23 protein-coding genes are annotated in these 23,295 nt (G+C 64.1%); 9 read left to right on the top strand and 14 right to left on the bottom strand.

The features are described 5' to 3' along the window. The first annotated feature begins 181 nt into the window (after positions 1-181). Positions 182-2,797 (top strand): hopanoid transporter HpnN, encoded by a 2,616-nt coding sequence (hpnN, locus tag ACFSNN_RS08855; RefSeq protein ID WP_134461239.1) that lies wholly within the window; start codon positions 182-184, stop codon positions 2,795-2,797. A 2-nt stretch (positions 2,798-2,799) separates the two neighbouring features. Then, positions 2,800-3,798, top strand: coding sequence for an MlaA family lipoprotein (locus ACFSNN_RS08850; RefSeq protein WP_134461242.1), 999 nt, complete (start codon positions 2,800-2,802; stop codon positions 3,796-3,798). A gap of 114 nt (positions 3,799-3,912) precedes the next feature. Here the strand turns inward: ACFSNN_RS08850 and ACFSNN_RS08845 are convergent, their stop codons facing one another. The 7 genes from ACFSNN_RS08845 to ACFSNN_RS08815 all read right to left on the bottom strand — a co-directional run bounded on the left by ACFSNN_RS08845 (position 3,913) and on the right by ACFSNN_RS08815 (position 10,993). After that, complete coding sequence (locus ACFSNN_RS08845; protein ID WP_134461245.1) at positions 3,913-4,644, bottom strand: phosphorylase; 732 nt, start codon at positions 4,642-4,644, stop codon at positions 3,913-3,915. A 3-nt stretch (positions 4,645-4,647) separates the two neighbouring features. Beyond that, positions 4,648-6,678, bottom strand: a complete 2,031-nt coding sequence (gene shc / locus ACFSNN_RS08840; protein ID WP_134461248.1) for a squalene--hopene cyclase — start codon at positions 6,676-6,678, stop codon at positions 4,648-4,650. Next, positions 6,675-7,943 (bottom strand): hydroxysqualene dehydroxylase HpnE, encoded by a 1,269-nt coding sequence (gene hpnE / locus ACFSNN_RS08835; RefSeq protein ID WP_134461251.1) that lies wholly within the window; start codon positions 7,941-7,943, stop codon positions 6,675-6,677. The genes shc and hpnE overlap by 4 nt, the downstream gene beginning before the upstream one ends. A 4-nt stretch (positions 7,944-7,947) precedes the next feature. Further along, a complete protein-coding gene (gene hpnD / locus ACFSNN_RS08830) occupies positions 7,948-8,796 on the bottom strand; it encodes a presqualene diphosphate synthase HpnD (RefSeq protein WP_106281481.1) in 849 nt (282 codons plus the stop codon). Between the two features lie 277 nt (positions 8,797-9,073). Beyond that, the gene (locus tag ACFSNN_RS08825) at positions 9,074-10,012 is read right to left on the bottom strand and encodes a sensor domain-containing diguanylate cyclase (protein WP_134461254.1); all 939 of its coding nucleotides are present in this window, start codon (positions 10,010-10,012) and stop codon (positions 9,074-9,076) included. Beyond that, positions 10,009-10,632 (bottom strand): chemotaxis protein CheC, encoded by a 624-nt coding sequence (locus ACFSNN_RS08820; protein ID WP_012428809.1) that lies wholly within the window; start codon positions 10,630-10,632, stop codon positions 10,009-10,011. The genes ACFSNN_RS08825 and ACFSNN_RS08820 overlap by 4 nt, the downstream gene beginning before the upstream one ends. Further along, positions 10,625-10,993: a response regulator gene (locus tag ACFSNN_RS08815; RefSeq protein ID WP_134461257.1), complete on the bottom strand. Its 369-nt coding sequence runs from the start codon at positions 10,991-10,993 to the stop codon at positions 10,625-10,627. The genes ACFSNN_RS08820 and ACFSNN_RS08815 overlap by 8 nt, the downstream gene beginning before the upstream one ends. Before the next feature lie 216 nt (positions 10,994-11,209). Between ACFSNN_RS08815 and ACFSNN_RS08810 the strand changes: the two genes are divergently transcribed. The 3 genes from ACFSNN_RS08810 to ACFSNN_RS08800 all read left to right on the top strand — a co-directional run bounded on the left by ACFSNN_RS08810 (position 11,210) and on the right by ACFSNN_RS08800 (position 15,270). Next, the gene (locus ACFSNN_RS08810; protein ID WP_134461260.1) at positions 11,210-11,563 is read left to right on the top strand and encodes a hypothetical protein; all 354 of its coding nucleotides are present in this window, start codon (positions 11,210-11,212) and stop codon (positions 11,561-11,563) included. 145 nt (positions 11,564-11,708) lie between these two features. Then, positions 11,709-14,000, top strand: a complete 2,292-nt coding sequence (locus ACFSNN_RS08805; protein ID WP_134461263.1) for a hybrid sensor histidine kinase/response regulator — start codon at positions 11,709-11,711, stop codon at positions 13,998-14,000. 226 nt (positions 14,001-14,226) lie between these two features. Beyond that, complete coding sequence (locus ACFSNN_RS08800) at positions 14,227-15,270, top strand: hypothetical protein (RefSeq protein ID WP_134461266.1); 1,044 nt, start codon at positions 14,227-14,229, stop codon at positions 15,268-15,270. Between the two features lie 104 nt (positions 15,271-15,374). Here ACFSNN_RS08800 and ACFSNN_RS08795 read toward each other — a convergent pair whose 3' ends face one another. Further along, on the bottom strand, positions 15,375-15,929 hold the full coding sequence (locus ACFSNN_RS08795) for an NADPH-dependent FMN reductase (RefSeq protein WP_134461269.1): 555 nt from the start codon (positions 15,927-15,929) through the stop codon (positions 15,375-15,377). A gap of 363 nt (positions 15,930-16,292) precedes the next feature. On the opposite strand from ACFSNN_RS08795, the gene ACFSNN_RS08790 reads away from it, so the two are divergent. Beyond that, positions 16,293-16,499, top strand: coding sequence for a hypothetical protein (locus ACFSNN_RS08790; protein WP_134461272.1), 207 nt, complete (start codon positions 16,293-16,295; stop codon positions 16,497-16,499). Between the two features lie 166 nt (positions 16,500-16,665). On the opposite strand, the gene ACFSNN_RS08785 is transcribed toward ACFSNN_RS08790, so the two are convergent. The 3 genes from ACFSNN_RS08785 to ACFSNN_RS08775 form a co-directional block, all read right to left on the bottom strand. After that, a complete protein-coding gene (locus tag ACFSNN_RS08785) occupies positions 16,666-16,935 on the bottom strand; it encodes a DUF6723 family protein (RefSeq protein ID WP_244322899.1) in 270 nt (89 codons plus the stop codon). 11 nt (positions 16,936-16,946) lie between these two features. After that, positions 16,947-17,231: a hypothetical protein gene (locus ACFSNN_RS08780; protein WP_134461278.1), complete on the bottom strand. Its 285-nt coding sequence runs from the start codon at positions 17,229-17,231 to the stop codon at positions 16,947-16,949. 576 nt (positions 17,232-17,807) lie between these two features. Continuing rightward, the gene (locus ACFSNN_RS08775; protein ID WP_013341997.1) at positions 17,808-17,939 is read right to left on the bottom strand and encodes a hypothetical protein; all 132 of its coding nucleotides are present in this window, start codon (positions 17,937-17,939) and stop codon (positions 17,808-17,810) included. Between the two features lie 445 nt (positions 17,940-18,384). On the opposite strand from ACFSNN_RS08775, the gene ACFSNN_RS08770 reads away from it, so the two are divergent. Both ACFSNN_RS08770 and ACFSNN_RS08765 read left to right on the top strand, forming a co-directional pair. Then, positions 18,385-18,993 (top strand): RNA polymerase factor sigma-70, encoded by a 609-nt coding sequence (locus ACFSNN_RS08770; protein WP_134461281.1) that lies wholly within the window; start codon positions 18,385-18,387, stop codon positions 18,991-18,993. Beyond that, positions 18,980-19,183 (top strand): zf-HC2 domain-containing protein, encoded by a 204-nt coding sequence (locus tag ACFSNN_RS08765; RefSeq protein WP_134461284.1) that lies wholly within the window; start codon positions 18,980-18,982, stop codon positions 19,181-19,183. Before ACFSNN_RS08770 ends, ACFSNN_RS08765 begins: the two co-directional genes overlap by 14 nt. Before the next feature lie 55 nt (positions 19,184-19,238). On the opposite strand, the gene ACFSNN_RS08760 is transcribed toward ACFSNN_RS08765, so the two are convergent. Both ACFSNN_RS08760 and ACFSNN_RS08755 read right to left on the bottom strand, forming a co-directional pair. Continuing rightward, positions 19,239-19,529, bottom strand: coding sequence for a DUF1272 domain-containing protein (locus ACFSNN_RS08760; protein WP_134461287.1), 291 nt, complete (start codon positions 19,527-19,529; stop codon positions 19,239-19,241). Positions 19,530-19,663: 134 nt separating this feature from the next. Further along, a complete protein-coding gene (locus ACFSNN_RS08755; RefSeq protein ID WP_134461290.1) occupies positions 19,664-21,040 on the bottom strand; it encodes a GntT/GntP/DsdX family permease in 1,377 nt (458 codons plus the stop codon). 231 nt (positions 21,041-21,271) lie between these two features. Between ACFSNN_RS08755 and ACFSNN_RS08750 the strand changes: the two genes are divergently transcribed. Beyond that, positions 21,272-22,258, top strand: a complete 987-nt coding sequence (locus ACFSNN_RS08750; RefSeq protein ID WP_134461293.1) for a sulfonate ABC transporter substrate-binding protein — start codon at positions 21,272-21,274, stop codon at positions 22,256-22,258. 48 nt (positions 22,259-22,306) lie between these two features. On the opposite strand, the gene arsC is transcribed toward ACFSNN_RS08750, so the two are convergent. After that, on the bottom strand, positions 22,307-22,666 hold the full coding sequence (gene arsC / locus ACFSNN_RS08745) for an arsenate reductase (glutaredoxin) (RefSeq protein ID WP_134465520.1): 360 nt from the start codon (positions 22,664-22,666) through the stop codon (positions 22,307-22,309). Positions 22,667-23,295: the final 629 nt, after the last annotated feature.

Raw genomic sequence — 23,295 nt, 5'->3', positions numbered from 1 at the left:
GCCGGGCTTGCAAGCACGCGGCGAGAGCAGGATAGACCAGTATACCGAGATTGCGTTCCCGCCCTGCGGAGCGTGTGCGGGAGCCGCACTTGCTACCGAACCGGAGACTGAGCCCTCCGGCTCTGTATACTTGTGCACTTTCGTCAAAAACAACAACCGTGATAAGGCCACGTTCGCCTACATGCTGAAGTCATCTATTGTCCGTCTCGTCGCCTATTCAGTGCGTCATCCGCTAAAGGTCGTCGCACTGTCGCTCGTGCTCGCCGTTCTGAGCGGTTTCTACGTTGCCTATAACTTCAAGATCAACACGGACATCAGCCGTCTCATCGAGAACGACAAGCAATGGTCGGCGCTCGAACACGCTGTGGACGAGGCCTTCCCGGATCGCGGCCAAACCGTGCTGGTGGTCGTCGAAGCGCGCGCGCCGGAATTCGCCGATGCCGCCGCGCAAGCCCTGACCACCGCGCTCAAGGCCGATCCCAAGGAGTTCGTAGCGGTTTCGCAGCCGGCCGGCGGCCCGTTCTTCGAACACAATGGCCTGCTGTTCCCGTCCCTCGACGAGGTCATGTCGACCACCTCGCAGCTCGTCCAGTCGCGCCCGCTCGTCAACGCCCTCGCCCACGATCCGAGCCTGACCGGCCTTGCCGGCACGCTGACCACGAGTCTGTTGCTGCCGCTTCAACTCGGTCAGGTAAAGCTCGGCGACATGAGCCATCTGCTGTCGCAAAGCGCGAGCACGCTCGACCGCGTGCTGGCCGGCCAGCCGGCCGCCTTCTCGTGGCGAGCGCTGGTCGACAAGAGCGCGGCTGCCGAGCCGGCGCGCGCCTTCGTCATCGTGCAACCGGTCGTGAACTACGACGCGCTGGAGCCGGGCGCGTCGGCTTCGAAGTCGATCCGCGCCACCGCCGCCGCGCTGCACCTCGATTCGCGCTACGGCGCTACCGTCCGTCTGACCGGCGAACAGCCGCTCGCCGACGAAGAGTTCGCTTCGGTCAAGGATGGCGCGGTGCTCAACGGTATCGGCACCTTCATCGTCGTGCTGATCATTTTGTGGCTGGCGCTGCGCTCGGGCCGCATGATCGCCGCTGTGTTCATCACGCTGTTCGTCGGGCTCGCGATCACCGCGGCGCTCGGCTTGATGCTGGTGGGCGCGCTCAACATGATTTCGGTCGCCTTCATGGTGCTGTTCGTCGGGCTCGGGGTCGATTTCGGCGTGCAGTTCGGCGTCAAGTATCGTGAGGAGCGCAATCGCGACAACCGGCTTTCCGCCGCGCTGATGCACACGTCGCACAGTATCGGCGTGCCGCTCACGCTCGCTGCGGTCGCGGTCGCGTTGAGCTTCTTCTCGTTCCTGCCGACGGCTTACCGCGGTGTGTCGGAGTTGGGCGAAATCGCGGGCGTCGGCATGTTCGTCGCGTACTTCACCAACATGACTTTGCTGCCGGCCCTGCTGAAGATTTTCAGGCCGCCAGGTGAAGCCGGTTCGCCCGGCTTCAAGCAACTCGCGCCCGTCGACGATTTTCTCGATCATCATCGCAAGCCGGTGCTGATCGGCACGTTGATCGTCGTGATCGGCGCCACGCCGCTGCTCACGCATTTGCGCTTCGACTTCAACCCGCTGCATCTGAAGGACCCGCATACGGAGTCGATGGCGACGCTGATGTCGCTGAAGGATTCGCCGGAGGCCGCGGTCAACAACGTGCATGTGCTGGCGCCCTCGCTCGCCGACGCCGACCGCATGGCCGCCCATCTGCGCACGTTGCCGGAAGTGGGCCGCGTCAACACGCTCGACACCTTCGTTCCCGCCGACCAGCAGCAAAAGCTGATGCTGATCGCGAGCGCCGCGCAGCAGCTATTGCCCGCGCTGCAGCAACAGCCCGCGCAACAGGCAACGGACGCCATCCGCGTGGCCGCGCTCAAGCGCGCGTCGAACCAGCTCTCGCTCGCCGCCGACGATCACCCAGGCCCCGGCGCCGCCGAAGCCAAGCATCTGTCCGCCACATTGCAGAAGTTAGCCGCCGCCGACGCCGCCGCGCGCGATCGCGCAGAAACCGCGATGTCCGAGACGCTGCGCATTGCGTTGAAGCAGCTGGCCAACCTGCTGCAACCCACCGAGATCACGCGCGAGAATCTGCCCAAGGAAATCTCCAAAGCCTGGGTCTCGAAGGACGGCCGCGCGCTCGTCGACATCTCGCCGAAGGTGAAACCCGGCACCGATCCGAACGACGACGTCATGCTCGCGCACTTCGCCCATGCGGTGAAGAAGGCGGAGCCGGGCGCGATCGGCGGCCCGATCTCGATCCTGCATTCGGCCGATACCATCATCAAGGCGTTCCTGCAGGCCGCCGGCTACGCGCTCGTGTCCATTGCGATCCTGCTGTGGATCGCGCTGCGGCGCGTCGGCGACATGCTGCGCACACTGGTTCCGCTGCTCGTGTCGGCGCTCGTGACGCTCGAGTTGTGCGTGGTATTCGGCATGCCGCTGAACTTTGCGAATATCATCGCTTTGCCGCTGATGCTCGGCGTCGGCGTAGCGTTCAAGATCTACTTCGTGATGGCGTGGCGCCACGGTCAGACTGGTCTGCTGCAGTCGAGCCTGACCCACGCCGTGCTGTTCAGCGCGGCGACCACGGCGACAGCGTTCGGCAGCCTCTGGCTGTCGCACCATCCGGGGACGTCGAGCATGGGGCGCTTGCTGGCGCTCTCCCTGTTCTGCACACTGATCGGCGCAGTGGTGTTTCAACCCGTGTTGATGGGCAAGCCGCGCTCACGTCGCGCGAAGCAAAAAGGAATATAAGCATGAAGCTGCGTAACGCCGCGCTGGCGCTCGTCGCCACCGGTTTGATCTCTGGCTGCGCCACCGGCCCCGACCGCAAACCCGGCGACCCGTTCGAACCGATGAACCGGGTCGTGTTCAACTTCAACGACGGCTTGGACCGGTACGTCGCCGTTCCGGTGGCGAAGGGTTACCAGAAGGTGACGCCGCAACCGTTGCGCACCGCCGTGAGCAACTTCTTCTCGAATCTAGGCGATCTGACCAACGCCGCGAACGCGCTGCTGCAGTTGAAGATCACCGACGCGACCGAAGACTTCGTCCGTTTCGCGTTCAATTCGACCTTTGGCCTGGGCGGCCTGCTCGATTGGGCGACGCCGGCTGGGTTGCCCAAACATCATCAGGATTTCGGCCTGACGCTGGGGCACTGGGGTATTCCATCGGGCCCGTACCTCGTACTGCCGCTATTCGGGCCGAGCACGGTGCGTGACAGCATGGGGCTGATCGTCGACGTGAAGTTCAACCCGCTGAACTACATGGAGCCGGCGGTGCGCAATCCTCTGTACGTGCTGCAGTTCGTGAGCGTGCGTTCAGACCTGCTGGGTGCATCGGACCTGCTGCAGCAGGCTGCGCTCGACAAGTACTCGTTCGTGCGCGATGCCTATACGCAGCAACGCCGTGCGCGTCTGCGCGGCACCGGCGACAACGCAGCGCCGCTGCCGAACTATGACGATCAGGGCGACTCCGGCGCCTCGGCGGCACCCGCGGCAGGCGCGCTGCCGAACTACGCGGATCCGGGCGACGCCGCGGAAGCCCCAAATGCCGCCTCTGGCGCTGCCACGGGCGCCCCGGCCGGCGTGCCCAACTACAGCGATCCAGGCGAAACGCCCGCGAGCGGCGCGGCAGGGTCGACGCCGGCTGCGCCGGCTGCCGCGCCCAATGGCGCTTCAGGCACGGCCGCACCGACACCGCGCGCCGCGCCGGCCGACAGCGCTCAACCGGCTTCCGCGCCGGTGACGCAATAGGTATTGGGATTTAGACGAGGCGCCCAGAACGGGCGCCCCGTATAGCGGACTCGACGCCGGCACAGAACCGGACGAGTTACTGCTTACCGCTTCGGCGCGCAACGCGCCCCATGTTCAGGCGATGGCCATGCGAAAAACGCCCGCCTCGCCGATCGCGTGCCGCGCCTGCACCAGCGAGAGGCGCGCCGCCCGGGCGTCGACGGCTACCTGGATCAGCGCGCCGAGTTGCGACGGCTGTCGCGCCAATTCCCGCAGAATCGGCCCCAGCGCCGTGCTGCCGTCGTCGCGCAGGCCAGCGGTCGCCGCCGAAGGCAGCGTGCGCCACGCCGGATCGACGATCGCTCGGCACACGGCAAACGGCACGCCATGCGCGGCGGCCTTCGCCCCGGCGATGTGCGACTCCATATCCACCGCCAACGCGCCATTCGAGCGATGCAGCACGTCCTTGTCGCCGGCGCTCACCAAAGGCGCGGCGACCGCCGCCACGAGACCGCGCCGCAAACGCGTTGAGAGCGGCCCGGCCGCCAGCGCGGCCGCAAGCCTGTCCGACCATGGCCGATCGGTCTGAAGGCGCCCAAACGGCCCCTCGACGGCATCCGCGACGATCAGAGAGCCCGGCTCCAGATCCGGCGCCAAACCGCCCGCCGTGCCAAAACTGACAATGCCCGAACAGCCGCGTTCGACCGCCGCGCTCAACGCGCGCTCCAGCAGATCGGCGCGCGCCGCGTAGACGACCTCGACGCCTTCGCCGCGGGCGATGCGCGCTTCGAACGCCATTCCCGTCACCACGATCACCGGCAAGGGACTGCGGCCGTCATCGGCTGACGGGCTTGTGGAAAGCGGCATCCGTTACATCCCGACCGCGACGCGCGTGAGGCCATTGCGCTTCAGATGACGGAAGCGCGCCAGCGCCCACAACGGGAAGAACTTGCGATAGCCGTGATAACGCAGATAGAACACACGCGGGAAGCCGGTCGCGGTGAAACGTGTTTCGTCCCAGAGACCGTGCTCGCGTTGTTCGCGCTCCAGGTACGCGACGCCGCGCGCCACCGCTTCGTGATTGACCTCGCCGGCCGCCATCAGGCCCATGAGAGCCCACGCGGTTTGCGAAGCCGTGCTCGGCGCGCGCTCGTAGCCGTGGTAGTCGAGCTTGTAGCTCTCGCCGCCCTCGCCCCAGCCGCCGTCTTCGTTCTGGATCGACAGGAGCCACTGCGCCGCACGCTTCATGCGCGGGTCGTCGTGTGGCAGGCCGGCAGCGTTCAGCGAACACAGCGCGGTCCACGTGCCATAAATGTAGTTCAAGCCCCAGCGGCCGTACCAGCTGCCGTCCGATTCCTGCTCCTTCAGCATGTAGTCGAACGCGCGTTGCGCCGGCTCGCTGTTCTGCGGCAGTTCGCCGAGTTGCGCGAGCATCGACAGGCAGCGGCCCGAGACGTCCGCGGTCGGCGGATCGAGCAGGGCGCCGTGATCGGAGAACGGAATGTTGTTCAGGTAGTACTGCGTGTTTTCCGGCTCGAACGCGCCCCAGCCGCCGTCGCTGCTCTGCATGCCGACCACCCATTCACGCGCCCGCGCAATGGCGTCGCGATCCACATCGGATTGCGTCACCGTTGCCGAGCGCTGCATCGCCATGGCGACCACCGCCGTATCGTCGACGTCCGGGTAATGCGCGTTGTTGTACTGGAACGCCCAGCCGCCAGGCCGCACATTCGGACGGCGCGAAATCCAGTCGCCGCGCACGTCGAGAATCTGCAGCGGACGCAGCCACGCGAGCCCGCGTTCGGCGGCCTGTTCGGCATGCGCCTCGCCGGTTTCGAGCAGCGCATGAGCCGCGAGCGACGTATCCCACACCGGCGACAGACACGGCTGGCAATATGCTTCGTCATCCTTGATAACGAGGAGCTTGTCGATCGACTGGCGAGCAATCGCGCGATTCGGATGATCGGCCGGATAACCAAGCACGTCGTACATCATCACCGAGTTCGCCATCGCGGGGAAAATCGCGCCGAGGCCGTCTTCGCCATTCAGCCGTTCGTCGACGAAAGCCACCGCCTGCCGCACCGCGCGCTCGCGCGTGGCCTTCGGGAACAGGCCATCGACAGCGCGCAGCAACACGTCCACGCCACTGAAAAACCGGAACCAGCCGGCGTGCTGATGCGGCGCCCGATCGCGCGGGCCGGTGTTGACCGGCGCGCCGCGGAACAGCTCGTCGATGCGCACGCGGCGCGGATTGCGCGCCACCGGCCGCTTTGCATTGAGCACGAGCAGCGGCACGATCACGGTACGCGCCCAGTACGACACCTTCGACAGATGAAACGGGAACCACACGGGCAACAGCATGATCTCGACGGGCATCATCGGCACCGCGCGCCACGACACCACGCCGAACAGCGCGAGCAGAATCCGTGTGAAGACGTTCACGGTTTCGGCGCCGCCGTGGGCGAGAATCGCCTCGCGCGCGCGAACCATGTGCTCGGCGTCGGCCGGGTCGCCGATCATCTTCAGCGCGAAATACGCTTTCACGCTGGCGCTGATGTCGAGCGCGCCGTCGGTGAACAGCGGCCAGCCGCCGTCGGGCAACTGGATGCGCCGCAGATAGCGCGCGATCTTCTGTTCCAGTTCGAGGTTCGGCGTTTCGCCGAGATAGTGAACCAGCAGCACGTATTCGGCGGGGATCGTCGCGTCGGCTTCGAGTTCGTAGACCCAGTGGCCGTCGGGCTTTTGCGCGGCGAGAATCGCATCGGTCGCGCGCGTGATCGCGGCGTCGAGCGATGCCGTGGGCGCCTCGCCCATAATGGCTGGCGCGGGGGCGCTCGGCGCTGCGTCGGCGAAATCGGGCAGGACGGCGTCCAGCGGCTGGGCTTGAGATAAATCGTTCATCGGCGTTCCATCGGTTCATTCAGCAACGTATCCGCGGCCTTCTGGCCGGAGCGGATCGCGCCTTCTATCGTCGCGGGCAGGCCGGTAGCCGTCCAGTCGCCCGCGAGCATGAGGTTGTTCCAGCGAGTGCGCGTGCCGGGCCGCCGCGTTTCCTGATCGGGCAGCGCGGCGAAGGTCGCACGTTTTTCCACGACGACTTGCCAGGCCGGCATCGGCGCGACCGGCAAGCTGGCAGCCTGCGCCACTTCGGCCCAGACGGTGGCCGCGAGGGCTTCATGCGGCGTGTCGAGCAAGCGCTCAGCACCGTTGACGGTCACCGACAAGCGGCCTTCAAAGGCAAACAGCCACTCGGCCGTGCCGTTGAGCAGCCCGGTGACCTGCGGCAAGCCAAACGGCGGGTCGACCGCGAAATGCACGTTGACGGTGGCCGCGAAGCGCGTCGGTGCGCGCAAACCCTGCACGAGCGTCTGCGCGATGTCCGGCGGCACCGCGAGAATCACCGCATGGTTCGCGTCGAGCGTGACGCTCTCGTCGGCGAAATGCAGCGCTTGCACGCGGCGGTTGTCGGCGGCAAAGACGATTCCGTCCAGGCGCGAACCCAGCCTGATCGCCGCGCCGCCATGTTGCAGCAGGCGCAAGGCCGGATCGACGAAGGCGCTGCCAAGGCCGTTACGCGCCACCAGCGGCCGGCACGCTAGGCCGCCGGCAAGCAACGCCTCGCGCACCATGGCGCCCGTCAGTTCCGCCGACGCATCGCGCGGCTCGACGTTCAGCATCGCGTGAAACAGCGGCCGCAGCAGACGGTCCCACAACGGACCGTTGCAACGCATGGTCTGCGCGACGCTGCGTCCCGGCCGGGCGAACAGAAGCGGCGCGAGCGTCAGATAGTCGGCCGGTCCGGTATTCGGCACGCGCGCGTTCGGGTCGAAGACCCACCAAGGCAGATGTCCCGGCGACAGACGCACGGTCCAGCGAGCCCGCGTGGCCAGATCCACGAACGGATACTCGGGCTGGGCCGGGCCGACCAGTTCGTCGGCGGCGCCGATCGCGCGCGCGTAGTTGAGGGTCGCGGCGTTGCCCGACACCACCATGTGATTGCCGGTGTCGAGCGTCGCGCCCAGCTTGGCGTCGTAGTACGAGCGGCAACGGCCGCCCGCCTGGGCAGCCGCTTCATGCAGCACGACGTGCGCGCCACGCCGCTGCAGCTGCACTGCGGCGGCCAGGCCGGCAAGGCCCGCTCCGACCACATGTACGAGCCTTTGCATCAGCTCAGAAAAGCGCGTAACGCGCGACGATCCACAGCATGCGGAGCTTCGGCTTGCTGACCTTCGTGCGCGGAATGTCGAAGCCGCGTTCCAGCGTCCGTTCGAGCAGCAAGCGATACACGCCCGACATGATGCGCGGCGCACGCACATGGTTGCGCGGCTCGCGGTCCATGATCGCGTCGGAGGCGGCGAAGTGCTCCTTCGCCCGCTCGGCGAGGGTGGCGCACACGCGCGGCAGCGACGGGTCGTCGGCGATCTGCGTGGGATTCGTCACCGCGATGCCTTCGCGCGCCAGCAATTCGTGCGGCAGATAACAGCGGTTGATGCCGGCGTCTTCGTCGATATCGCGCAGGATGTTGGTGAGCTGCAGCGCGCGGCCCAGATGATGCGCGAGCAAACGGCCGGGCTCTTCCTGCATCCCGAATATCCTCACCGATAGACGGCCTGCCGCGCTGGCGACGCGGTCGCAATAGAGGTCGAGCGTGGCTTCGTCGGGCGCGCAGATGTCTTCGGCGGCGTCCATCGCCATGCCGTCGATCATCGCGTGAAAATCTTCGCGTTGCAGGTGAAACGTGTGAATGTGCCGCGTCAGCGCGCGCAGCGAAGCGCGCGGCGCGCCGGCGTAGCACGCGTCGATATCGGCACGCCAGCGCTCGAGCGCGGCGGCGCGTTCGGCGCGCGGCAGGTCGCTGTCGGCGATGTCGTCGACGGCGCGGCAGAACGCGTAGACCTGATACATCGCATCGCGCTGCGCGGCCGGCAGGATGCGCATGGCGAGATAGAACGAGCTGCCGGACGTGGCGGCAGCGGCGTCGATTTCTGTATCGTCCACGACGAGATTGGAAACAGCCAAGACGATCTCCGCTGGAGGCGCCCGCTGAAAGGCGTTCAAGAAGTTTGATGGCCACCCGCAGGGCTGGTGGCACGCGCGCGCGGACACGCGCGAAACACCCGGCTGGGAGGCCGGAAACGGCGAAAAGTATATCAACGTTTGTGAGATGCCGCAGTTTCGTCGGCGGATATGGGGCCGGAAGGAAGTCTGGCGGCGGTGGCGCGGGTCGTCAGACAGCTTGCCGCAGGGCTTGAAACGCGTCTCGTGCGAAGCGCGACGCCGCGGCTCTGTGAAATCCTTAGACGAACGCGACCGAGCGGTTGCGCCCTTGCCGCTTCGCGCTGTAGAGCGCCGCGTCGGCCTCGTTGATGAGCACGTCGTACGAAGGCACGCCGACCCGCGCCGAGGCGCCGCCGACGCTCGCCGTCACCGGCACGCCGGTCCCGTGCACTTCGACCGGCGTGTCGGCAATCGTGCAGCGGATCTTTTCCGCGACGCGCATCGCGTCGTCGAGCGGCGTGCACGGCAGCAGCAACGCGAACTCCTCGCCGCCGAAGCGCCCGAAGGTATCCTGCGCCCGCACCACCTCGGCGACGCGCTGCGCCATCACGCGCAACACCGTGTCTCCGACACCGTGGCCGAACTGGTCGTTGATTTTCTTGAAGTGATCGAGATCGAACAGCAGCACCGACATATCGCCGCCGTAGCGCTGCCAGCGCGTGTATTCGTCGCGCAGGCGCGCCTCGAAGAAACGGCGGTTGGCGATACCCGTCAGGCCGTCGCGATCGGCATATTCCTGCAGCTTCGCGACCGCTTCCTCGCGTTCGCGCTGCACGATGCTCACGTGCGTGACGTCGGAAATGGTGACGCACACGGCCACCACTTCGCGCTCGCGCATGAGCGGCATGAAGGTGCAATCCTGCTGCATGAAGTCGACGCCGCCGGTAATCGGCCGGTCGTGATCGAACTTGAAGAGATACGGGCGCTGTTCCCACGAACTGAACGCAAAGCTGCCGAGCTGAAACACGCTTTCGATCTTGCGCGACAGCCACACGCGCGGCAATTCCGGAAAATGCGTGTACAGCGACTTGCCGACCACCTGGTCCGGTGTCAATCCGCTGTGATCCTGCATGAAGCGATTCCACATGAGCACGTTCATGTCGCGGTCCAGCACGAAGATGCCAAAACCGACACGTTCGACCACCAGATCGCTCAACGAGTCCACGGGCACATTCATAGGCTCGACAGCAGCGCGTCGAGCGCCCCGTTCATGTGGCGAATCGATTCCTCGGCCATCAGCATGACGAGGTGCGCGCGGAAGCTCTGGTCTTCGAGCGCGAAATTCACTTCTACCAGCAAGGCCACTTCCCACTGCAGCACGCCGGGCTGGAAGACTTCGTCGAGCGTCATGGCTTCGCCGAGCAAGCCCGGCGCGGAGAAGACCGGCGTGCGGCCGAGCTGGTCCAGAATGCACGACACGCAGGCGCCGGTCAGCACGTTGGCCACGTCGAACACCAGCTCCGTCTGGCTCACCGCCTCGTAAGCCGAGCGCGAGTACGGATCGCTGACGAGCGCACACAGTTGCTCGATGCTGTCGCTGCGGCAGATCACCAGCGCCTCGCCCTTGATATCGGAGCGGAAGCCCTGGCGCACCGCGCTCACCGTGTCTTCGATCCCGGTCATCTCCCGCAGCGCCTGCGCCGCCTCGCTGACCTCCACGACCTTCACGCGCGGCACCGACAATTCGATGAACGCATCGAGCAGCCGCGCAAGACGCGTCGCGGCTTGGCCCATCGCCAGATTGGCGACCTCCTGCAGCGCGTCGCGCTGGTCTTCGTTGAGGACTGGCTCAGACATACAACCCGTACTCCTTGAGGATGGGTAGTACCGCCTCGGGCGTCACGGGCTTCGCGATGAACGCCGCGGCGCCGAGCGCGCGCACGCGCGATTGGGCCATCGGCTGAACATCGGCGGAGACGACGATGACGAAAGTGTTCAGATCCTCGTGCTGCAGCGCTTCCAGCACCTGATAGCCGGTCATGTCCGGCATGGTCAGGTCGAGGAACATCACCGACGCTTTGCCTTCACGATACAAAGCAAGCGCTTCGCGCCCGTTCGATGCGTAAGACACGTCGACCTCCCAGTCCGGCGGCAATGCCCTGGTGAGCACTTTGCGGGCAAGCAACGAATCATCGGCGATCACAATAGGCAAAGGCATGGGCGGGTCGGAAAGCGGAATTAGCTCATTCGCGTTAACGGCGGATCGAGGGGGATTCTTTAGCGCGAAGTCTGTCGACCGGCGGCAAAGTGGGCTGAAGCTTGCTGAAATGCGGATTGCAGGCGAGCGAGGAGCGCACGCGGCGAGGCGCGATGGACGGAACCGGTGGGCACGCCTGAAAGCGTACGCGCACGGTGGACGACGGCGATGACCGGCATGTTCGAAGCCTACCCCGTAGATGAATCTGCGCGGCTTCGTGGATCGGGCTGGTCCCTTGCCGCGCGCGTGATTCCGCGAGCGCCTTCCGCCACGCGTTGTACGCGTGGTTTGGCTGGGTGCCCTCGCGGCAGATGCATCCGAACATGGCGGACGCATTTTTATCATGGCGCTGATTCTCGAAGCAAAACGGCGGAAAGGCAACTCGCCAATTTCACTTTCATTAAAGAGATTTTCTCATTAAATTCTATTTATGAAAATATTTTGGTAGATTCAGAAGGAATTTCCTGCTTCCATGCTTTTGTGTACGTTTGCGCTTCTCAATTCGTCGCTGTTTTAAAAGCAGACAAATGAATCGCCAGTCGCGACGGCGCCGCAAACGGCTTCATGGCGGGCTTCGTTTGCCGCGGGTAACTTCTACCGCCGCTCCGTGTCTATGCTTCTCGTATGATGCTGACTCCCGGCCTCTGCGTCCCGAACGACCTTCGCTTTATCGACAATGACACCAGACCGGTCCGAACCGCCGCCCGCGAGCCGCCTTGCCGCCAGCCGGCAGGATGAGGCGTTGTTCCCCGCCGTGCCGGAACAGAACTTCCATGTGCGGCGCATCACGCTGATCGCGCTGCTGATCGTGGCGATCGTGCTGCCGTGCGTGTATGTCGCGGCCATGGCCATCAGCGATTTGCGCACGCGCGATGCCGACGCCACCGACATGACGCTGCGCACCGTGCGAATCGCCGAAGAACACGCGCTGAAAGTGTTCGACATGAACGAGACGCTCGACGCGCGCATCGTCGATCTGACCGAGGGACTGGACGACGCCGGCATTCGCGCCCGCGAAGCCGCCATTCACGAGAAGCTGCGCGTGATGGGCGGCGGCTATCCGCAAGTGGCCGCGGTGTCGATCTTCGGGCGCGACGGCGCCTTGCTCGCCAGCAGCCGCTACCTGCCGGCGCCGGCCATCTCGGTCGGCGAGCGTGAAGATTTCATCGGCATTCGCGACGGCAAGGATCTCGAGCATGTGTCGAAAGTCATGACGGGGCACGTCGCCGGCGAACAGGTGTTCAACATGGGCGTCGAACGGCTTGGCGCCGACGGCTCGTTCGCCGGCGTGGTCTCTGTCGCGCTGCGGCCGAGCTATTTCGACGCGTTCTACCGCGAACTGCTCGGCGGCAGCGGCAGCAGCAACGGCACGCCGATGACCATGAGCCTCGTGCGCGCAGACGGCTCCATCCTCGCGCACTATCCGCGCACGCCGCGCGAGCCCAATGCCATGGCCGCGCAAACGCCGTTCGCCGAAGCCCTCGCGCAAGGAAGGCGGGCCGGCGTGGTGCGCATGCATTCGAACGTCGACGGCGAAAATCTGATTCTCGCGTTCCGCCACGTCGGTTCGTATCCCGTGTATGTGGTGTGCGGCTATCGTGCCTCGGCGATCTGGGCTGCGTGGTACCGGCACCTCGGCGTGCTGATCCTGTCGATGTTCACGCCGTCCATCGCCTTGTGGTGTGTGATCTGGCTGTCGCTGCGCCGCCTCGGCGCCGAACAGGAGGCGTGGGAGCGCTGGCAGGCCGAGGCGTCCATGCGGCGTTCGATCGAATCGGCGTATCGTCAATCGCGCAAGATGGAAGCGCTGGGCACGCTGGTGGGCAGCGTCGCGCACGACTTCAACAATCTGCTGATGATCCTCTCGGCCAACGTGCAGATCGCGCGGCGGCGCGGCGTAACGGGTCTGGACCGCGAACTGTCGGCAATGGAGCGGGCGCTCAAGAGCGGCCAGTCGCTTACGCGGCAATTGCTCGGCGTGGCGCGCAAACAGCCGCTGCGCAACGAGACGCTGTCGCTCGAACGCTGGCTGCCGGCGTGCCGCGAGTTGCTGCGCGCTTCGCTCGGCGCGAAGGTGTCACTGGTGATCGATATCGGCGTCGAAATCTGGCCGATGCGCGTCGACGTCGCCGAACTGGAACTGGCGCTCATCAACGTCGCGGTGAACGCGCGCGATGCCATGCCGAACGGCGGGCGCTTCACGGTGCGCGCCACCAACATCCATTTCCGGCACGAAGAGGGCTTCCCGCTGACGGGCGACTTCGTGCAACTCTCGCTCGAAGATACCGGCGCGGGGATGGCGCCCGAGGTGCTCGCGCGCGCGTTCGAACCGCTGTTCACGACCAAGCCGAAGGGCATGGGCACGGGACTCGGCTTGCCGCAGGTTTTCGCGTTCTGCGAGCGCTCCGGCGGCCTCGCCGCGATCGATAGCGCAGTCGGCGCGGGCACGTCCGTGCGTCTCTATTTGCCGCGGGCCACGGCTGAGCCGGAGGTCGACGGGCCACCGGACTCCGGCGCCGAGGAGAGCGGCGGGCCGCCGGGCTTGCGCATTCTGCTGGTCGAAGACAACGAGGAAGTGGCCGCCGGCACCGAAGCCCTGCTGCAGATGATGGGCCATCAGGTCACGTGCGTCTTCAACGCCGACACGGCGCTGCGCCTGTTCGACGACGCCCACGCGCGGCAAGCGCGCACCGGCGAACCGCTTCCGTTCGATCTGGTGCTGTCCGATATCCATATGCCCGGCACCCTGAACGGCATCGATCTGGCCGAGGCGGTGCTTGCATTCCACACCAAACTGCCGGTCATTCTGGTTACCGGCTACGCCGAAGAACTCGACCGGGCGCGCCACGTCGACGTGCGCGTGCTGTCCAAGCCTTTCGATATCGGTTTGCTGGAAGAACTTCTGCAAACAATCCAGCGGGATCTGACGCAGACGGGCACCGACCCGGCGGCGCACACGGCGGACTGAGGCGGGCGGCGGCGGACATTGGTTCCAATGTCTGACATTACCGGTGGTTGTAAAAGCGCGGCAGCGTCACGCCGCGCTTTCTTTATGGACGCCGCGCGCGGGTCCGCGCCAGCGGGCGCGCAGGTCCGCCACATGGGGCCCGGCATGATCGTTGCGGCGAATACGGCGGGAGGGGCGGTGCGTTGGCGCGTCGTCCGTTGTGCCTAAATTACGTCGGGAGACAGCCATGCGACACACCGTGATTGGTTTATTCGGCACCTATGCTCAAGCGGAAGCCGCGCGCGATTCGCTCGTCCAGGCTGGTTTCGGCCGCGACACGATCGAATTGCAGGCGAATCCAGAACCGTCGGTCGGCTCGGCAACCGACGAAGTTGCCAGTTCAGGCGTGCTGGCGAATATCGAACGCTTCCTGTCGAGCCTGTTCGCTAGCGGTCCACGTGCCGCGGAAACGGCGCGTTATACCGAGGCTGTACGCCGCGGCGCCGTGCTGGTGTGCGTCAACGCGGTGAGTGAAGCGCATGCGGACCTCGCTCGCAATACCTTGGTCAGACTAGGCGCCACCGATATCGGCGAACGCGCGCCCGATTGGGACACGCCAATCGATGAAACCGGCCGCGAGCACTCCGTTCTCGATGAACTTGGCATCGGCGGTGCCGCGACGCCGGGTACGCCGCGTACATCGAGTGTGTCGAAGCAGGCTGCAACCGCCGCCGCCGCGGATGCCGCGGCATATGAACGTGAACGGCCTGCCACGATCACTGAGCCACGGTACACGGTGCCGCCGGGCAGCACCGACGCCGAGCCGTTCGTGCCGCCGCCGCTCAGCGAGCGGCCTGTGATGGATCCGATCAACGAACCGGTGACGGATCCGCTCGTCGGCGACGTGGGCCGTAGCGCGATCGCCGCGGGGTCGATGCCGGGATCGGGTGCGGTCATGCAGCCGTCCGAAGTCGTATCCGAAGCAGGTCAGCCGACCGCCGGTCTTGGCTCGCAGATGCCGAACGAATATCTCGAATACGAGGAAGATTTCCGCGCGCACTACGACGAGCAGTACGCCGCCGAAAACGCACGTTACGAAGACTACGTGCCGGCGTACCGCTATGGCGCTGAGATCGGCAAGGACATGCGCTATCGCGACCAGCCGTGGGACGACGTCGAACCGGAAGCACGACGCCATTGGGAAAGCACCTCGCCGGACAGCACATGGGAGCGTTTCAAGCTAGCCGTGCGTCACGGCTGGGAGCGGGTGACGGGGCATCATCACGTCTGAATTTGAAAGCGTTCGCGGTGGCGGGCCTTGCGATTACGGCATGCCACCGCCTTCGTCTTGCGATCGGCTTGCTCCTGTCTCGCGCAGTTATCGCGCCGGCCGCGTTAAGCAGCGCCCCGATGTTTGACCCACGCAACGTAGCGATCGACGAAAGTTTGTAGAAACTTGCGCGTACCGTCGTTCAGGATCTCGCCTTTCTCGTTGATGACCGTCGCATCGTGCTTGATGAACACCTCGGGTTGACCGAGCACCGCGACATCGAGATACGCCAGCACATTGCGCAGATGCTGCTGCGCCAACGCCGTGCCGGTCGCGCCCAGCGACGTGCCGATCACGGCACCGGGTTTGCCGCCCCAGGAGTTGGTGCCCCACGGGCGCGAGCCCCAATCGAGCGCATTTTTCAGCACGCCGGGTATGGAGCGGTTGTATTCGGGGGTGACGAATAGCAGGCCGTCGGCGGCTTCAATGCGCTGCTTCAAATGCTTGCCGGCTTCCGGGTAGTCGGCATCGTAGTCCTGGCTGTAGAGCGGTAATGAGCCTATATCGATGAATTCGAAGGTGAAGTCTGACGGCGCCAGTGAAATGACCGCCTGGGCCAACTGCCGGTTGAACGACTCTCGACGCAAGCTGCCAACGACAACTGCAATGTGATAGGCCATGATTCGCTTCCTTATGTGAGGCGCTCGAGGCGCAAAAGGGTACGAACTGTCCATCATAGGCAAAAGCCAGGGCGGCGGGGATGGCGGGCGCCGAAATACCGGCACCACCACTTTTGGGGCATGTACGACGGAAAAAGGCGCTGTGGATAAGTTTGCATCGCACAAAGTTATCCACAGATTCGCTGAATAACCTTGTGGATAACTGGTACTTTTGCCTTGTCAATCAAGCATGCTTTCGGGATAGGCCGTTTTGAGGCAAACGGGTGTTCGCTACCGTCCCGTTCGGGCCGAAACTGACGCGTCCAGCATACATGACCGGTGACGTGCGCCGCATGAGTACGTTTTTTGATGGAGGAACGAGCCATGAGTTCGAATCACGCAGGTAAATCCCACGACGAAGCAGTCGCCGCTCGCAAGAAGGAAAAGCAGCGGGCACAAGAACAGGCCGGGGGCGAGATGGCGGTCGACGGTACGGAGGCGGACGCCACGCATAGCAGCGGCGAGTTGTCCGAACGCGGCAAGGAAGTGTGGCGCCGCGGTAGCGGCATGGATGGTGGCGGGAAGATTTAGTCGCCCGTAGCGCGGCGGGCATGCTGTCTTGTGCCGCTACGCTGCCGTTGGTGCGGGGGTGATTTGCGGTGGTGAGGCGGCTCGCTAAGCCACTCAGGCGTGGCGTTGTGGCTTGCCGCGTCGTTGCCGTTGCGTCACGAGATTGCTTGGCTCTGCACTCACCGCGTCATTCCGGCACTGCGATGTCGCCATCCACCAATTGCCAGCCGTAGGTTTCGGCGAACGACTGCGCTGCTTCGGCGTGTTCGAAAAAAGGCATGTCGGCGTGGCCCTGGAACGGGTAGATCACCCGTTCGTCGCTCAAGCGGATCACTTTGAGCGTCGGCACGGTGCCGCTCGACGTACGGCGCGAGGACGCCATCACCTGATAGTTCTCGCGGCCCGTGAGAGCCGGCAGATTCGCGCTCTGTGAGCGCCTCGTAGCTTGACTTGCCATTGGCGCGCGCATCAGAGTCCAACAATCGACTGGCCGGCGACCATGCCGTCGATGACCTGCTCTGCATAACTGGTTGAAGCAATGCGCGCGTCGCCGGCGGCGCCGAACGGCGAGCGACTCGGCACGCGAAATACGCGACTGGTGGTCACGGTGTCGTCGGTGCCGCGCCGGCAGATTCGCACGGCGGCATCGAAGCCCGAATCGTAGTGGCGGATACCGTCGAGACCGCTCGGCTGGTGCGGATACACCAACGGATAGATCTCAAGACCTCGATAGCTTCTGATCGTATTGCTCATGATGCTTGTCTCCGGTGATGGCTTTCGTGGAACGTGGCTTGGTTGTCGGGCGCGCTGCCCGCCAGATCGCGGCGTACCGGCGAAACGTGGTGTTGATCGACGATGTGCACAAAGAACGGCCGATGCAATCAGGCCATGTTGACGACACCGAGGAACTGCTTAGGAGGAAGGGACCCTGTTCGGTTCAGGGCGCTGTGATGCGAGGCGTTTGCGTCTGGGACTGCGCGCGGTGCGCAGGAGAACTGCAATCTGTTGACCCACTGTAACACGTTAGTAGGGCGAGCGTTGACCGCATTTATGTGCCGGGCGCGAGTGTTGCTTCGGACTGCCGGGTATTCTTTTCCGCTGGTCTATCTGATGTGTTGCTTCCCTTGGACCATGTGTTTTCTGGATTTTTATTGGCTGACTGCATTTGCTGCGTTAATTCAAGCGTTCGCTGTGCTCCGCCGAAGACCTCACGCCAGCATCACGCTGGCGGTCTGATTTTCTCGCCCAAAAGCAAAGGGCGCCAAAACTGGCGCCCTTCTTTTTGACTTCGGAAGCTTCCTCGTCGACGGGTCCGCGCCCGTCGGCCGATCAGTTGCCGAAGAACACGTTGCAGTAGGAGGCCGGGCCGTTGCATTGCGACGGGGCGGCAGCGTGAGCGGCGCCGGAAGCGGCTGCAAACAGGGCGACGGAAGCGATCAGGGCGGAAAGAATGCGTTTCATGGTGCTGCTCCTCAGCGTTGGTTCGCGATCGGGTGCGATCGATGGACTGGAGAATATCGGCTGAGCGCCCGCCGAAAAACAACGAAGACAAGAAGACTTTATTTCAAATCCTGAAATAAACCGGTCGACTGTTTGGATCAATTTCGAGCCCCGATTGGCCGTGGATAATCCTTGCACGGCAGTACACTGTGCACACCGCCCGTCGGCGATTTCAATTTCCGCAATAATCTATTGTGGTTGTCATAACTGCCTGTGCGCTGCGACTAAGTTCATCTGGTCATCGTTTATGGTCGGGCCTATGTTCAATACCAATTCGATTGCACAGCCGCTCGCGGGAGAATGGCGCACAAGCTTAGCCACAGTGCGAGGAAAACCACCGGCTTATGAATCGCCACGATCCAACAAAAAACATGCACCAGACAGCGTTGCGCCGACGGGGCCGTCCATGGCGCAAGTAGGCGGCCCGGCGCTCGACGATCCCGTTTATCTGACGCAACTGCGGCGCGATCTGGTGCGTTTCGCCCGTTTGCAACTGCGCGATGCCGCCGCCGCGGAAGACGCCGTCCAGGAAGCGCTCGCCGCGGCATGGACGCAAGCCGATCGATTCGCTGCGCAATCGGAACACAAGACCTGGGTGTTCGGCATCCTGCGGCACAAACTCGTCGACACCCTGCGCGCCAGACGACGCACGATCAACCTGTCGGCGCTCGAGTCCGAGCTCGATGGTGAAGGCTTGCTCGATCGCGAGCTGTTCAAGGATAACGGCCATTGGTCGCGCGAAAGCAAGCCGCGTCCGTGGCCGACACCTGAAACCGTTCTGCGTCAGCACCAGTTCTGGACCTTGTTCGAGATGTGCCTGGAACGCTTGCCCGAGCACATCGGACGCGTGTTCATGATGCGCGAATTCCTCGATCTCGAGACCGAGGCGATTTGCGCGGAATTGCAGATGACCGCGAATCATTGCAGCGTGCTGATCTACCGCGCGCGGCTGCGCTTGCGCACCTGCCTGAGCGAGAAGGGCCTATCCAGCGAGGACGCAAATGGGGAAATGTAAGCACATCACGCGCTTGTTGTCCGACGCGCTCGACCGCTCCTTGACGACCGGCGAGTGGGTCGCGATCCGTCTGCATCTGCCGACCTGCAGCGGCTGCCGCAACTATCGAAAGCAGATCCGTCTGCTGCGCGTGGCGGCGCATTCCGTCAGCGGCATCGCCGCGCCGGGCGCGGTGAATACCGACGATTGAAGCGCGCGGCGCCTCGTGTTTTGGTGTCACGGCGCGTATGAGCGCGCCATCTGATCTAGCGCTCGCCGGGCGGCGTGTCCCGATAGCGCTCGAAGAAACGCGCGTGCGACGCTTCGTCGATCGAAACGGGATGCGGCGTGGCGCCGGCCGGATGTTTCTCAAGCTGCGCGCGCGTACGAACCGGTCGACGCTGGAAATTGCCGCCGCAATTCGGACACACGTTGCGCAGCGTAGTGAGCGCGCACACTTCGCAAAAGGTGCACTCGTACGTGCAGATCATAGCGTCGGACGCGTTCGACGGCAGTGATTTGCCGCATCCTTCACAGGACGGTCTCAGTTCCAGCATGGTGGCTCCGCGTTTTCAGGGAAGCGCGCTGCGGGACCGCAGTTCGCCTGCCGGGCAGTGTAAGCGGTGGCGGCCGCCCGGAATTGACAGCCACGCATCAATTCCTGCCAACGCAGCGAGAGCCTGTTGCGCCGTCAAGTCAGCACGGTCCACAACACCAGCGTGAGCGCGAGGCCGACGACGGACACGATCGTCTGCAACACCGACCAGACCAGCACGGTCTGTTTCAATTGCAGGCCGAAATACTCGCGGACCATCCAGAAGCCCGCATCGTTCACGTGGCAGAAGAACACCGAACCCGCGCCGATGGCGAGCGCCATCAGCGAATTGTGCGTCGTGCTCAGACCGGCGACGACCGGCGCGACGATGCCGGCCGTCGTCGTCGTGGCAACCGTTGCCGAGCCCGTCGCCTGGCGCAGCGCGACGGCGATCAGCCACGCCAGCAGAATCAGCGGCATGTGCGCGCCGACCGCGATCTTGCCGATGGTCGAGCTGATGCCCGCCACCACAAGCGCCTGCTTGAGACCGCCGCCGGCGCCGATGGTCAGCAACAGCGCGGCGATCGGCGGCAAGCTCTTGCGCAGGATCCCGCCGACGCGCTCGCGCGCCATGCCCCGCGACCACCCCAACGCCATGACGGCGAACAGCACGGTGAGGCCGAGCGCGACCAGCGGCTCACCCAAGAAATTCAGCGTGTTGAACAGGAACGTTTCGGGCTGGAGCAGCAACTTGGCGACCGTGCGCCCCAGCATCAACACAACGGGCAACAGGATCGTGATGAGCGAGATCGCGAAACTCGGCGGCTCGCCGGTGTCTTGGTTGGCGCTGAAGAGCTTGCCCATTTCCTCCGGTTCGACCACGTGCATCCGCTTGGACAACCAGATGCCATACAGCGGGCCCGCGAGAATCACGGCGGGAATCGCGACGATCAGACCAAGTCCGAGCGTCAGGCCGAGATCGGCATGCAGCGCGCTCACCGCGATCAGCGGACCCGGATGCGGCGGCAGGAGAGCGTGCAGCGTGGTCATGCCGGCCAACGCCGGAATCGCGATGCGCAGGATAGGTTGCTGCGAACGGCGCGCCATGACGAAGATGATCGGCACCATCATGACAAGGCCGACTTCGAAGAAAAGCGGCAAGCCGATGATCAGCGCGACGACCGCCATCATCCACGGCAGCGTGCGAGGCGTGGAGTGTTTGAGAATCGTCGAGACGAGCCGGTCGGCAGCGCCGGATTCGGCCATGAGCGCGCCGAGCATGGCGCCGAGCGCGATGATGATGCCGACGTCGCCGAGCAGCGCGCCGGCGCCTTTACTGAACGCACTGGCGACGGCCTCGAGCGGCAGCCCGGCTGCAAAACCCGCGGCGAACGTGCCGACCAGGATCGACAGGAACGGCGCGAGTTTCAGCACACTGATGAAAACGATGATCAGTGCGAGCCCAAGCACGCACGACAAAATGAGTTGGGTGTCGTGGGATGACCACGGCGCGAGCGTTGTCGTCAGATGCACGGTGTTCCTTTTTTGTCGAATGACGCAGCCGCGGCCGGGCGCGGATAACGGATTGTAGCGGCCGCTTCAGATTCGACGCAGTCAGACAGACGGGCAAAGCACGAGCCGTCCTGCTTCGTTTTGTCCGCGTGATTTGCTTATGCGAATTTATCGGTTCGTCCAGGCTTGCAGACGAATTATTGTCGGAGCCAATCGGTCCGTTTTGCGTCCGTCTTTTTTACGAGCCCTCTCATGTCACGTCATCCGCTGCTCACGCGCCGCTCGTTCATTGCCGGCGTGGGCGCAACGCTCGCCGCCGTTACGCTGCCCGTCATTTCCACGTCCGCTTTTGCCGCCGAGTCGCACGCCAAGGAATTCCGCATCGGTTATCAGAAAGCCGCCAATACGCTCGTGTTGCTCAAGGTGCACGGTACGCTCGAAAAACGGCTCGCGCCGTTCGGAATCACCGTCAAATGGATCGAGTTCGCTGCCGGACCGCAGCTGCTGGAAGGACTGAATGTCGGCGCCATCGACTTCGGCTATGTCGGCGAGGCGCCGCCTGTGTTCGCGCAGGCCGCCGGCGCAAACTTCGTCTACGTCGCCTATGAGGTCCCGACGCCGCATGCCGAAGGCATCCTCGTGCATCGGGATGCACCGATCAAAACGCTGGCTGATCTGAAGGGCAAGAAAATCGCCCTCAACAAAGGTTCGGATGTTCACTGGTTTCTGGTCGCAACGCTACAGAAAGCCGGCGTGAAGTACGGCGAGATTCAGCCGGTCTATCTGGCGCCAGCGGATGCGCGCGCCGCCTTCGAACGCGGTGCGATCGATGCATGGGCGATCTGGGATCCGTTCCTCGAAGCGGCAAAGCGGCAGTCGAACGCGCGCTTGCTCGCGGATGCCGACGGCATTGTGAGCCATCACCAGTTCTTCCTGAGCGCGCGGTCGTTCGCGGAACAAAACGCCAATGTGCTCGACATCACGATGGACGAAGTGAGCAAAGAGGGCGCATGGGTTCGCGGGCATTACAGCGAGGCCGCCGCGCAACTCGCGCCGATTCAGGGGCTCGACGCGGGCGTGATCGAAGCGGGTTTGCGGCACTACGCGCACGTGTACAAACCCGTCGATGCGAATGTGCTTGCGGAACAGCAACGTATTGCCGATGCCTTCAGCGAGTTGCGCATCATTCCGACGAAGATCGTCACCAAGGATGCGGCATTGCCGGGTAGCAAAGTTTAGTTTGCTGGCTTGATACGTTGCTGCGATTTGGGCGCTTTGTTACGCCGTTCAGGAGAATAACGCAGCGACGTTCTCCGGCGGGCGGCCGATTACGGCTTGCCCGTTGCGCACGACGATCGGCCGTTGCAGAAGGATCGGATGTTTTGCCAATGCTTCGTATAACTGAGTGTCAGTCAGTGTGAGGTCGGAAAGCTGGAGGTCCTTGTATTCGGTTTCGGTGTCGCGAATCATTTCACGGACGGTGCAGCCTAGCTGCGCGTTGAGTTGCTTGAGTTGTTCGACCGTGAGCGGATGCTTCAGATATTCGACGATTTCTGTGGCTTCGTTTGCGCTGTTGTAGGTGGTGGTAATTAGCTCGCATGTGGCGCGCGATTTTGAGCAACGAGGGTTGTGGTAGATCGTGATCATGGGTTTTGGGGTGGTGGGTGTGGTTTGGGGATGAGTGTGCGCGGCGGCAGTTGGGTGGGAGTTTAGCGGGTGCGGAGTTGGCTTGTTGATGTGTTGCTGTGGAGCTTTATTTATTTGACGCGTTGCTTGGTACGCAGTGGATTTGAGTCCGTTCGGAGACAGACACTTGTGTAAGCGCGCGGCGCGTGTGCTGTCAACGCCTGGTTGGCTTTCGTGGCGATGATGTAGTTTTCTTTTCGCTTCATCCCAAATGTATTGCTCGTCTGCAAAACGGTGTTGGGCGCCGAGGCGCATGATCCGTGAACTGCCTGCGAGTGCGATTGGTAGACCAATGGGTTGGCTAAGCGGCAGGGTGTTGAACGGCGCCATTGTCCTGGGTGGCCCGATTTCGCGGTTTAAGCGCATAAACCGTGCGACCGACATTTAGCGGCAGCCTGCTCCTCAGGCGCCGCAGCCTCCAATCTTTGCACGCCGTTTAGAGCATCGTCCGGGCTCAAGGTTGTTCCTCGTGCTCGTGCTCGTGCTCGTGCTCGTGCTCGTGCTCGTGCTCGTGCTCGTGCTCGTGCTCGTGCCCTCGGCTCGGCTCGGCTCGGCTCGGCTCGGCTCGGCTCGGCTCGGCTCGGCTCGGC

The sequence above is a fragment of the Paraburkholderia dipogonis genome (genome assembly GCF_042680985.1).
Lineage (GTDB): Bacteria > Pseudomonadota > Gammaproteobacteria > Burkholderiales > Burkholderiaceae > Paraburkholderia > Paraburkholderia phytofirmans.
The sequence above is the reverse complement of the archived record's forward strand: the minus strand, read 5'-3'. Positions and strand labels throughout refer to the sequence as shown.